Consider the following 11,351-nt stretch of genomic DNA (forward strand, 5'->3'; position numbering starts at 1 on the left):
AGCCCACTGGTAGTGTTGTTTAGTAAAAATACCTGCGCAATATTACGAATACTGGCCTGAAGTAGCATCCACAGACTGACCGCCGAGTGCGAACTGGGTACAATTGCAGCATCAAGCACATGCAAATGTACGCCCGATAAATTATAGCCTGCCAGCAACAGCATCCAGCTAATCAGTACAAAAGGTGCAGTTGAACCCGGCACTCCCCAACTGCGCGTCATAGACTCCGCTATCGCACACTCCACAATCGGGCAGAGTATTGCGCCTAAAATCAGCAATACCCACATCAGTGCCGAGGGAATAAAAAAGGTGGTCACTGTGATCCCGACTAAAATACCGTTAAACCCGTGCAGACCCTGATCAATATCGGCTATTTTTAAACGCAATACTTTGGCGGCAAATGTGGCAATCAGTAACCCGACCACCGCGCCGACAGCGGTGTAGGCTTGTCCGCTGCTGGCGGCAGCATAAAAAATGGCCAGTAGAAAAAAGCTGCCAGTCAGGGGGTTATCACAAAAAAAAACTTGGCCCGCGCCGCGCAGGGCTGCAGAAACGATCGGTTTTGGCATGATGATCAATCAACACAATAAAGGGAAAGAGGCTGTATTCAGGGAAGTACACAGCCGTCATGCCGATAGGTTCGGCATGCGGTAGACCCGCAGTCAGATTATTGATGGTTTTGTGCCCGCTGGCGAAGCACAAAGTGTTTCGTAACATGGCTGGCAGTAAGCAAATGCGACAAGCGGCAGGCCCACCGGAATCAGGCCACAGGGGGTGGCCGATCGGGTGCGGTATCGTGCGGTGATGTTAAAACAGCTCTGCAGTCAGCAGTTGCCAGCGTACATCAAAATCTGTTGTAGGCAGATTACGGAATTCAGAGCGTACAAAGCGCAGCATCAGCCCTTCACAAAATGCCAGCAGTTGCACCGCTAAGAGGCTCTCATCGTGGCTGAAACCCTTGCCTTCACGCAGTTTACGTTCACGCATAACCTGTCGCAGTTGCGCTTCGATACGCTCAAACAATTGATTGATACGGCTTTGCAGGCGGTCTTGTTCAAACATCAGCGCATGGCCGGTCAGAATACGGGTCAGGCCGGGGTTTTTTTCTGCAAAACCCAGCAGCAACTGAATGATTAAACGCAGACGCAGCAGCGTATCTTTTTCATCGGTTAAAATCAGGTTAATCCGTGACATCAGGCTGTCTTCAATAAACTCAATCAGCCCCTCGAACATTTTGGCTTTGCTCGGAAAGTGGCGGTATAGCGCCGCTTCTGATACGCCGACCGTGGTGGCTAAACGCGCGGTGGTGATCCGCTGAGACCCTTCGCTCGACTCCAGCATCTGTGCCAGCGCCTGTAGGATCTCTTCCCGACGGTTTTTCTTATTATTTCCTGCCATTACGTACGATTCCCTATAAGGCTAAAAACTGCGTTGCAGCCGCAGTTAACATCAACGCGCCAACGTTGTACGCAGTCGGCAGGCGTGCAAACGCCCACCGAAAGACACGATTTTGAGGCTGTTGAGTCTTATTTACGCCCAGTATGACCAAAACCGCCTTCGCCACGCTCGCTCTGATCAAATTCAGTCACCAGATTAAACGCCGCCTGCACGACAGGCACAAACACCATTTGTGCCATGCGCTCGCCCGGCTCAATCACAAACGTTTCGTGGCCACGGTTCCAGACCGAGACTTTCAGCTCACCCTGATAATCAGAATCAATCAGCCCGACCAAGTTGCCCAGCACCACACCGTGCTTGTGCCCTAGCCCTGAGCGCGGCAAGATCACCGCCGCCAGCGATGCATCCGCAATGTGGATCGCCAGACCCGTTGGCACCAGTACCGTTTGCCCCGCTTCCAGCGTGATAGGTGTATCCAAACAGGCACGCAGATCAAGGCCAGCCGACCCGTCGGTTGCATAGGTTGGCAGCGGGAATTGCTGGCCGATACGAGGGTCGAGAATTTTCAGGTCAATTTTTTTCATCAGAGAGTGCCGCTTGCTTATATGAGTAGAGTGAGAGGATTTCATCGATCAGCTGTTGCCCCAACAGCGCCTTATTGCAGCACGGAAGTGCTTTATCTCCGTGCGGCCAATACAGATGCAACGCATTCTGATCGGCATTAAAGCCCTGTTCTGGCGATGAAACATTATTGGCGCAGATCAGATCCAGATTTTTCCGCACCAGTTTATCGCGGGCATATTTTTCCACATCTTGGGTTTCTGCTGCAAATCCGACCACAAAAGGCCGATCAACGGTGAGTGCTGCTACACCGGCCACAATGTCCGGATTTTTTACCAAGTGCAGCATTATCGCATGATCTGTACCGTCAGCTGTTTTTTTGATTTTTTCTGGCGCAATTTCTGCCGCGCGGTAATCCGCTACGGCTGCACAGGCAATGAAAATATCGTGATCAGTTGTGCGCTGCATAACGGCGGCCTGCATTTGCAGCGCCGTTTCTACCGCCACACAGGTCACATTATTCGGCGCTGATAGTGCTACTGGCCCGCTCACCAGAGTGACCTGTGCACCGCGCTCGGCGGCAGCTTGTGCAATCGCGTAGCCCATCTTCCCTGAACTGTGGTTGCTAATAAACCGCACAGGATCAAGCGCTTCCCGTGTAGGGCCTGCGGTAATTAATACCCGTAGCCCCTGCATATCTTGTCCTGCACAAGCTGTTTTTGCTTCCCTAAAAAATTGCGTGGTTTTTTCACACAACTCGGCAGGTTCAAGCATTCGCCCTGGCCCCACATCCCCACAGGCTTGAGCTCCGTCGGCAGGCCCCCACAGCAAATAGCCGCGTTGCTGTAGCCGCTGTAAATTTTCTTGCGTAATGGCCGCCTGATACATTTGCTGATTCATGGCCGGTGCTGCGGCCACCGGTGCCGACGTTGCCAAGCATAATGTCGTCAGTAAATCATTGCCCATGCCCGCGGTAATGCGTGCCAGCAGATCGGCCGTTGCGGGTGCAAGCAGCACCAAATCAGCCCATTTTGCCAGCTGAATATGGCCCATTGATGACTCAGCGGCCGGATCAAGCAAATCATCGGCCACCGGGTGGCCCGATACGGCTTGCAGCGTCAGCGGCGTAATAAAGGCTTTTGCTGCTGCCGTCATCACTACCCTGACCTCCGCCCCCTGTTCACGCAGGCGGCGCACCAGCTCAACACACTTATAGGCCGCTATCCCGCCACTAATACCCAGCAGGATTTTTTTACCGGCTAATTCATTCATTTAGGAAATCGGCTCTTCAGCAGAAATACAGATAGGGCACACTTTATCACACTCTTTTTATGCTTTTTACCTTCACAATCGCGCCAGCCTGTGCGGTTGGCGTGGGCATACCTGCGGTTCAGGTTTTTTGCGTAGAGCGTATAAGGCTATATCAACCGACCAATACTGACCTTGTGCCTGCACGCATTGTGGCGGGGGAATCATCAAGTTGCGGTCTGTTTCGCAGCAAAAAGGCACGGTGATCGCCGCTGGCAGTAACTTCTTCTACAACTGTTTTTTACCGCTCTTTTTTATCTTTCCCAATAAAAAATCACAAAATTTCTTTGTGCGGGATACAAAGCATAACCCATTTTCGGGATACAGAGCATGGCAAGGAGCGCCGCCTTATATGTCGATAAAAGCACTGCCCGCCGCCGAACGGCCGCGTGAAAAACTACTGCAACAGGGCGCTCAGAGGCTAAGTGATGCCGAGTTACTGGCGATATTTTTACGCACCGGCATTAAAGGCTGTAATGCTATAGAACTGGCGCAGCGCCTGCTGGCGGAGTTTGGCTCTCTGCGGGCACTGCTGGCTGCCAACCAGCATGAATTTTGTCAGCATCACGGTCTGGGCGACGCTAAATACGTGCAATTGCAGGCCAGTGTTGAGATGTCGCGCCGTTATCTGGCCGAGCGTTTACAGCGCGAAAGTGCGCTTACCAGTGCTGACGCAACCAAAGCCTATTTGCAGACCTGCCTGAGTGCGCGCGAAAGAGAGATTTTTTTAGTGCTGTTTTTGGATAACCAGCATCGGGTTATCAAACAAGAAGAGATGTTTGCCGGCACATTTAACAGCGCCACCGTACACCCACGTGAAATTATTAAAACCGCGTTGGCTTGTAATGCCGCCGCGCTGATTTTATCGCACAACCACCCTTCGGGTGTTGCAGAACCCAGCCGTGCCGACCGCAGTATCACCCAAAATATTCAGCAAGCGTGCGGATTGGTGGATATTCGGGTGCTTGATCATATTGTGGTTGGGATAGGTGAAACCGTCTCTTTTGCCGAACGCGGGTGGATTTAAACCTAAAGCGAGCAGATTTCCACCTTGGGATACTAAAAATTGCACATATTTAGCGCAATTGGTGGTTTTTAAATTTAACTTGCGGCGTGAAAGCTGTATCCTTACGGCCAGCCCCAGTAACGCAACTCCACATGCTGTTATGTCTTTAGTGCCAAGTGCCTGGATTTATCCGCAATGTGGGAGCACCGTTGGTGGTTTTAGATATTTGTCGAGTTATCTAGCCCCTGCGATTTAAGATCCTTTATTGATCCTAGAGGTGACTGCCTCTTGAGCAATCGCCAGATATCTTGTACAATCCCCGACCTTTGAGAATCACGGGTAAGGCGTGTTACCTGACGAGGTAGCCTTAACCTAACGACGCTCGAGCTGATTTGATTTTTGGAGAATTGACATGTCCCGAGTATGCCAAGTAACTGGCAAGCGTCCGGCAGTCGGTAATAACCGCTCTCATGCGATGAATGCGACCCGTCGTCGCTTCCTGCCGAACCTGCACACTCATCGCTTCTGGGTAGAAGGTGAGAAACGTTTCGTATCCCTGCGTGTTTCAACTAAGGGTATGCGAATCATCGACAAGAAGGGTATCGAAGTTGTTCTTTCTGAACTTCGTGCCCGCGGTGAGAAGGTGTAAGGAGCTGACTCATGGCTAAAGGTATTCGTGAAAAGATCAAGCTGGTTTCTTCTGCTGGCACTGGTCACTACTACACAACCACTAAAAACAAGCGCACTAAGCCTGAAAAATTGGAACTGAAGAAATTCGATCCAGTTGTTCGCCAGCACGTGCTGTACAAAGAAGCGAAAATTAAATAATTTTCCTTTCTGCGTAAACTTGTTAAAAACCCAGCCTCTTGGCTGGGTTTTTTTATGCACGGCGTTTAGGTCTTAACTTGCCGATTGTTTGCTAAGATGACGGCACATTTTTTGTCGGGTGGATATCATGCCAGAGCTTCCAGAAGTTGAAACAAGCCGTCGGGGGATAGAACCTTACTTACTTGGCGCAACCATTACCCACATGACGGTACGCCGCCCGGCATTGCGCTGGCCTATCCCGCAGGAGATCATTGCCCTGCATAATGTGGAGGTCCGCGCCGTCAGACGGCGGGCAAAATACCTGCTGATTGATGTGGTCGATAAAGAGAATACCGCTGATGCGCACCAGACCGGCACACTGCTCATTCATTTAGGCATGTCAGGCAGCCTGCGGATTGTGGATGCTAGTGTGCCTGTCACCTTGCACGATCATATTGATATGCAGATGAACAATGGCAAAATATTGCGGTATAACGATCCGCGCCGTTTTGGTTGCTGGTTGTGGCACTCCTCGGCAGAGACGCACCCGTTACTGGCCCAGCTCGGCCCCGAGCCGCTGACCGACGCATTTAATGCTGACTATTTTTATACCCGCAGCCAGCAACGCAAAACGGCGATTAAAGCATGGCTGATGGAGAATAAATTTGTTGTCGGGGTCGGCAATATTTATGCCAATGAAGTGCTGTTTCAGTGCGCGATTCACCCGCTAACACCGGCTGGAGCGCTGACTGAGACTCAGTGTATACAGTTGACCGACAGCATTAAACAGATCTTAGCCCGCGCAATAGAGCAAGGTGGCACAACGTTACGTGATTTCACCCAGCCTGACGGCAAGCCCGGTTATTTTGCCCAGACACTGCATGTGTATGGCCGTGCCGGTGAACCGTGCGACCGCTGCACAACCCCGATTGAGAGCTTACGTATCGGGCAGCGGAACAGTTTTTTCTGCCCGCATTGTCAGCCGTTGATGGGGTAATTACCACGCTATTATTCAGCAGAGGATAGGTTTTACGTTGATGGACGGGGGTGTTTTTGCTGCAATGCCATGAGTACCGGAGCCGGTACAAAGGTTGATACATCGCCCCCGTGCAGAGAAACCTCACGCACAATAGTAGAAGAGATACAGGCCCATTGCTCGGTTGGGGTCAGCAGTAATGTCTCTAATTGTGGGGATAAACGGCGGTTAACATTGGCAAGTTGCTGTTCATAATCGAAATCATTCACGCCGCGAACACCACGCAGTAAAATATTCGTCTGTTGTTGATGCGCAAGGTCAACCAATAAGCCGCTAAAACCGATAACGTCGACGTTACTGAACTCACGGGTACACTCTTTGAGTAGTGCAACACGCTCAGATAAATCAAACAGTGCTTTTTTGGTTGGATTCTCTGCTACGGCAATAATAACCCGATCAAATAATCTGGCGGCACGGCGAATTAAATCAAGATGCCCATGTGTGACCGGATCAAATGTACCGGGATAAAGTATGCGTCGAACCATGCTATTGGGCACCTGTAAAGACCAAAACGGTAGAGTATCATTAACGGTTATCCGGTATTCATATCATAATATGTAGAAAGAGTGCAGCATCAGGGCAGCCTTTTTTGTATCATGCTTACCCTGTTTATTGAGATGAGAGAGTAAAATGAAACGCATTCTGGTTGTGCGGAATGACAAAATTGGTGATTTTATGCTGGCTTGGCCGAGCTTTGCCATGCTAAAAGCGTCACACCCAGATGCACAGATAATTGCTCTTGTCCCTCACTATACCGCCCCGTTAGCGGGCCTGTGCCCGTGGATTGATCAGGTGATGATTGACCCCGGTCAGCATGCTGATTCAAGCCAGCAAGCGGTATTGCAGCAGGCTATTCGTACGGCGCAGTGTGATGCGGCAATTTGCCTGTATTCAACCAGCCGTATTGCATGGATGCTGTGGCGCGCCGGTATTCCCTACCGTTTAGCCCCGGCGACAAAATGGGCGCAGATATTTTTTAATCACCGTGTCCGTCAGCGCCGATCACGCTCTGAAAAACCTGAATATGCTTATAATTTGGATATTATCCGTTATTTCTTACGTTCGCAGCAGCGGGAAATTATTGAACCGAGCGCGCCTTATTTGCGTTTATCTTCAGCGGAAGTCAGCAAACAGCGTGAACAATTAATTCAGCATTTTGGCCTGAATCCAGCGTTGAAATGGGGTTTTATTCATGCAGGAAGTGGCGGATCTGCCCGTAATTTAAGTTTGCAACAATATGCCGACTTTGCCTTTGAAGTGCAAAATGCACATAAAATTCAATGGATACTGACTGCCGGTCCAACTGAGCGCGATATTGCCGATGAGCTTGAGCAGCTGATTATGCGTGAAGGTGGTGATGTCGTGTTGCTCGACAGTGATGCCGATTTACAACAGTTTGTGCATATATTGGCTTGTGCTGACTTGTTTGTTGCCGGTTCTACCGGCCCGCTGCACATTGCCGGGGCGCTGGATGTGCCGACGGTGGGCTTTTTTCCCAGCCGCCGTTCTGCAACGCCATTACGTTGGCAAACCCTCAATACTGGCGGACGGCATTTAGCCTTCTCCCCGCCAGAAGGTGAGGCATCACAAGATAATATGCAGCTGATTGATACCCGTAATGCGGCTCAAAAAACCATTACTTGGATGAATTCGCTTGGGTTTTAATCCATAAATCTGCGTATTTTACAAATGTGGAGTGCGCAGAAAGCAGTGAGAGCAACAGACCCTGTTTTCCATCTAGAAAACCAGCCTTTAAAAGATACATCTTCAAAAAACAGCCTACACCGTGTAGCAGACCAGAGGTAATACTGGCCTGCTTACCTGCGCGCAGACGTTGCTCTGACCAAGCGCTTGCATAACCGGCAGATTTAACCAAATAGTGTTCAAGGTCTCGGTAGGTGTAATGCAGTAAATCACCAGATAAAATAACTGTTTTTGCGGCAGTTGGCAGCATGACTTTTTCGTGTACTAAAGCATCATTGTAAGTGGTTAATGTGCGCGGGTAGAATCGAACAACATGATCAGGATACCAACCACAGTGGCGGATAAAGCGCCCAAACACCCAGCTAAGACGCGAAATTTTATACAACGTATTCTCGGCAATCGGTTGTTGCAGTACATGTTGAATACTGGCTTGCAGTTCCGGTGTCATGCGCTCATCGGCATCTAACCACAAAACATAGTCACAGGTGGCATGTGCCTGAGCAATTTGCCGCTGGCGACCAAATCCTGGCCACGGGGTATTGATATAAAATTTATCGGTAAAGTGGCGCGCTACATCCTCAGTACCGTCTTGGCTTCCGCTGTCGAGTACAATAATTTCATCAGCCAATTCGCGTACACTTTCCAAACAAAGCTGTAAGTTTTCAGCTTCATTTTTCACAATCAAAATAATACTCAGTGTTGCATGCTGGCTCATTATGTATTTCTCGATAGAAGGTATGTGCTGACCATATGGTCAAAGGCAGTAATAACGTGTTCGGCGGATAACCGCGTCATGGCATCAGGATCTTTTAACCGTGTTCGCCACGCTAATTCATGCAGAGCTTTACCAGTTTGTTGCGTGATGTCGGTGGCATAGTGGCTAACCACTTCATGTTGCCAACCATAGGGGCCGGTTCTGGCTGGGTTGTGGTGTGCATATAACCCGAGCACTGGCGTGCCGATAGCGGCGGCCATATGCGCCGGGCCGCTGTCAGGTGAGCAGACGATATCAGCTTGTTGTAACAGCGCAAGCATCTGCAGCAGTGTTGTTTTCCCCGTTAAGTTATGCACGCTGTTTGCGGGCATGGCTTGTTCAATCGCGTTGGCCAGTTGAATATCTATACTGCCCGGTCCGCCTGCAAGGATAACGGAAAAACCCTGTTGTAGGGCATGTTGTGCCAGCGCGGTGTATCCTGATATTGTCCAGTTTTTATATATTTTGCTGCTTGCAGGGGCAATAACCAGCAATGGGGATGATGTTTTTTGTGCTGTTGCCCATTGAATATCGGCAGGTGATAGCGTGAACTGCCAGTGCGGTGTTAGGTTGGTGATGCCCAATGTACCGGCAAACTGCATAAATCCATCAAGAACATGGGGAGAATCGGGTGAACGCACCGTGTTGTTGATAAACCAGTGTTGTTTGTCGGCACTGCGAATGGCATCAAACCCTAAACGCAGTGGTGTCTTCACCAGAAGGCTGGCAATACTGGCCCGTAATGCGGTTTGCATGTGCAGTAAGGCATCAAAATTTCGCCCGTGCAGAGCTCGGTAGAGAGCACGGTAGCCACGCCAGCCCTGTTTTTTATCCAATACCAGTATTTCTACACCGCTAATGGCCTGCAACAGCCCTGCTTCAGCTTTACCTACAATCCAGGTGATCTTGGTTTCTGGCCACTGGCGTTGTAGTGCTTGCACCGTTGCAATGGCATTGCAGACATCGCCAATGGCTGACAAACGTAAAATACACAAAGAGCGGGGCGGCGAAGTAAAAGGCAGTGTAGCGGATGACTGGCCAAACATAGGCTTTCATTCTCATTTCATTATGAATCACTTATTATCGCGGCAACCATTTATCTCGACAACCGCAGATAGCGTAAAATATCGTCTGTGAGTGGTGTCTACAGTGAAGAAATAGAGTGTCACAGGAATTTTATGGCCGAGCTTAAACAGGAACAACAATACCTTCTTTTTGATGAGCAGTGGTTGGCTGAACCGCCGTTAACCTGCTGTGATCCTGAATATTGGCAGCAAGAGGGTAAAGTGCAAGGCTATGCAAAAGGAAGAGGGATCTCATGGTTTGTGGCTGGCCAGCACATGGATATGGTGCTTAGACACTATTATCGCGGTGGATTATGGGGTAAATGGGTAAAAGATCGCTATTGGTTTAGCGGTTTGGCAAATACGCGCAGTGTTGCGGAGTTTCATTTATTGCAGTTTCTACGCCAACAAGGTGTTCCCGTTCCGCGTCCTGTTGCTGCGCGAGTTCAGCGCTGCGGGTTGTTTTATCGTGCCGATATTTTGGTTGAGAAAATTGCCGGCTCACACGATATGGTGGCTGAGCTAAAGAAGGCATCACTGCCCGCAGAGGTGTGGTTGCGAGTGGGAGTGGTTATCCGGAAAATGCACGATGCTGGGGTTTGTCATACAGATCTGAACGCCCATAATATTTTGCTAGATGCCGAGCAGCAAGCTTGGTTAATTGATTTTGATAAGTGCCAGCAGCGCTCTGGTGATGAGTGGAAACGCAGTAATTTAGAGCGATTACTGCGTTCACTATATAAAGAGGTTCGGCGTTGCCAAATCTGCTGGAGTGAAGCCGATTGGCAGGTACTCTTGTTAGGTTATGAAGGTTCAGATAATAACCTTGAGAATAAAGCCATGTCTGTTTAGTTTGGTATTTTACGGTAGCGTTTTACCACGCTAATCTTTCAAGGCCTCATTGCAGGTAACGCTCGACAGTGTTTAGCATGTTGTTGACCGCCCCCCGGTTTACTCTAACCAGATTTTGACCGGCTTGCCCCTGTTGTTGGCACAATGTTGGTTGTTGCAATGCCTGAATAACTGCTGTAGCAAGACTCTCTGAGTCTTGGCAAATCTGCGTTGCGCCACAGGCTAACAGGCGCTGGGTAATATCGGTAAAGTTGAAGTAGTGCGGCCCAATGATACTAGGAATACCTACCGCTGCCGGTTCGAGTAGATTGTGCCCACCAACGGGTACTAAGCTACCGCCAATAAAGGCAATTTGTGCAACAGCAAGCAGCATCAGCAGCTCTCCCATGGTATCTCCCAGATAGATATCTGCAGAGTCGGGCGATGCTTGCATGCTACGGCGGCTAATCAGCCACCCACGCTGTTGGCAGAGTGCTGCAACATCGTCAAAACGTTGAGGATGTCGGGGAACCAGAATTAAACGGCTTTCTGGTATGGTTTGGCGTATACGCGTAAAGGCATCTAATACTTGTTCATCCTCCCCTTTGTGGGTACTGGCTGCTATCCAAATCAGTGCATTTTTTGGAAACTCAGCCCGTAATAAGGCGGCGTTTGGCGTGATATTTTCCGGCAGGGTCAAATCAAACTTGACTGACCCGCTTACGCTCAACTTATCTGTGGCTACCCCGAGGCGGATAAAACGTGCAGCATCGTCTTGAGACTGGCAGATGAATTGCGATATCGGTGAACTCAGTATATTAAATAGGCTCGAGATACGACCGTAACGCCGACAAGAGCGCTCAGAAAGGCGTGCATTGAGGA

At 49.8% G+C, this 11,351-nt stretch carries 14 protein-coding genes; 6 read left to right on the forward strand and 8 right to left on the reverse strand.

Features of this window, described 5'->3' with window-relative positions; genetic code table 11:
• The 4 genes from ACRC27_RS02520 to coaBC form a co-directional block, all read right to left on the reverse strand.
• Nucleotides 1-569: urea transporter (locus ACRC27_RS02520; RefSeq protein WP_438639120.1), on the reverse strand; the 569-nt coding region annotated here is incomplete at its 3' end.
• A 238-nt stretch (nucleotides 570-807) separates the two neighbouring features.
• A complete protein-coding gene (slmA, locus tag ACRC27_RS02525; protein ID WP_438622672.1) occupies nucleotides 808-1,398 on the reverse strand; it encodes a nucleoid occlusion factor SlmA in 591 nt (196 codons plus the stop codon).
• Nucleotides 1,399-1,526: 128 nt separating this feature from the next.
• Nucleotides 1,527-1,985 (reverse strand): dUTP diphosphatase, encoded by a 459-nt coding sequence (gene dut, locus ACRC27_RS02530; RefSeq protein ID WP_438622722.1) that lies wholly within the window; start codon nucleotides 1,983-1,985, stop codon nucleotides 1,527-1,529.
• Nucleotides 1,969-3,231, reverse strand: a complete 1,263-nt coding sequence (coaBC, locus tag ACRC27_RS02535) for a bifunctional phosphopantothenoylcysteine decarboxylase/phosphopantothenate--cysteine ligase CoaBC (RefSeq protein WP_438639121.1) — start codon at nucleotides 3,229-3,231, stop codon at nucleotides 1,969-1,971. Before coaBC ends, dut begins: the two co-directional genes overlap by 17 nt.
• Before the next feature lie 388 nt (nucleotides 3,232-3,619).
• Here coaBC and radC point away from each other — a divergent pair, with 388 nt between their 5' ends.
• The 4 genes from radC to mutM all read left to right on the forward strand — a co-directional run bounded on the left by radC (nucleotide 3,620) and on the right by mutM (nucleotide 6,077).
• Nucleotides 3,620-4,294 (forward strand): RadC family protein, encoded by a 675-nt coding sequence (gene radC, locus ACRC27_RS02540; protein WP_438639122.1) that lies wholly within the window; start codon nucleotides 3,620-3,622, stop codon nucleotides 4,292-4,294.
• 391 nt (nucleotides 4,295-4,685) lie between these two features.
• Nucleotides 4,686-4,922, forward strand: coding sequence for a 50S ribosomal protein L28 (gene rpmB / locus ACRC27_RS02545; RefSeq protein WP_438622675.1), 237 nt, complete (start codon nucleotides 4,686-4,688; stop codon nucleotides 4,920-4,922).
• Nucleotides 4,923-4,933: 11 nt separating this feature from the next.
• Nucleotides 4,934-5,101 (forward strand): 50S ribosomal protein L33, encoded by a 168-nt coding sequence (rpmG, locus tag ACRC27_RS02550; RefSeq protein ID WP_029093261.1) that lies wholly within the window; start codon nucleotides 4,934-4,936, stop codon nucleotides 5,099-5,101.
• A 127-nt stretch (nucleotides 5,102-5,228) separates the two neighbouring features.
• Complete coding sequence (gene mutM, locus ACRC27_RS02555) at nucleotides 5,229-6,077, forward strand: bifunctional DNA-formamidopyrimidine glycosylase/DNA-(apurinic or apyrimidinic site) lyase (RefSeq protein WP_438639123.1); 849 nt, start codon at nucleotides 5,229-5,231, stop codon at nucleotides 6,075-6,077.
• 32 nt (nucleotides 6,078-6,109) lie between these two features.
• Here the strand turns inward: mutM and coaD are convergent, their stop codons facing one another.
• The gene (gene coaD / locus ACRC27_RS02560) at nucleotides 6,110-6,601 is read right to left on the reverse strand and encodes a pantetheine-phosphate adenylyltransferase (RefSeq protein ID WP_438631571.1); all 492 of its coding nucleotides are present in this window, start codon (nucleotides 6,599-6,601) and stop codon (nucleotides 6,110-6,112) included.
• A 145-nt stretch (nucleotides 6,602-6,746) separates the two neighbouring features.
• Here coaD and ACRC27_RS02565 point away from each other — a divergent pair, with 145 nt between their 5' ends.
• On the forward strand, nucleotides 6,747-7,781 hold the full coding sequence (locus ACRC27_RS02565) for a glycosyltransferase family 9 protein (RefSeq protein WP_438639124.1): 1,035 nt from the start codon (nucleotides 6,747-6,749) through the stop codon (nucleotides 7,779-7,781).
• Here ACRC27_RS02565 and ACRC27_RS02570 read toward each other — a convergent pair.
• Both ACRC27_RS02570 and ACRC27_RS02575 read right to left on the reverse strand, forming a co-directional pair.
• The gene (locus ACRC27_RS02570; RefSeq protein ID WP_438631567.1) at nucleotides 7,753-8,535 is read right to left on the reverse strand and encodes a glycosyltransferase family 2 protein; all 783 of its coding nucleotides are present in this window, start codon (nucleotides 8,533-8,535) and stop codon (nucleotides 7,753-7,755) included. The two genes, ACRC27_RS02565 and ACRC27_RS02570, sit on opposite strands and share 29 nt — an antisense overlap.
• Nucleotides 8,535-9,620: a glycosyltransferase family 9 protein gene (locus ACRC27_RS02575; protein ID WP_438631565.1), complete on the reverse strand. Its 1,086-nt coding sequence runs from the start codon at nucleotides 9,618-9,620 to the stop codon at nucleotides 8,535-8,537. Before ACRC27_RS02575 ends, ACRC27_RS02570 begins: the two co-directional genes overlap by 1 nt.
• 132 nt (nucleotides 9,621-9,752) lie before the next feature.
• Here ACRC27_RS02575 and ACRC27_RS02580 point away from each other — a divergent pair, with 132 nt between their 5' ends.
• The gene (locus ACRC27_RS02580) at nucleotides 9,753-10,490 is read left to right on the forward strand and encodes a 3-deoxy-D-manno-octulosonic acid kinase (protein ID WP_438639125.1); all 738 of its coding nucleotides are present in this window, start codon (nucleotides 9,753-9,755) and stop codon (nucleotides 10,488-10,490) included.
• A gap of 46 nt (nucleotides 10,491-10,536) precedes the next feature.
• On the opposite strand, the gene ACRC27_RS02585 is transcribed toward ACRC27_RS02580, so the two are convergent.
• On the reverse strand, nucleotides 10,537-11,351 hold an 815-nt coding region (locus ACRC27_RS02585), incomplete at its 5' end, for a 3-deoxy-D-manno-octulosonic acid transferase (RefSeq protein WP_438639126.1).

It is taken from the genome of Plesiomonas sp. (assembly GCF_051650925.1).
Classification (GTDB): domain Bacteria; phylum Pseudomonadota; class Gammaproteobacteria; order Enterobacterales; family CAMTGL01; genus Plesiomonas.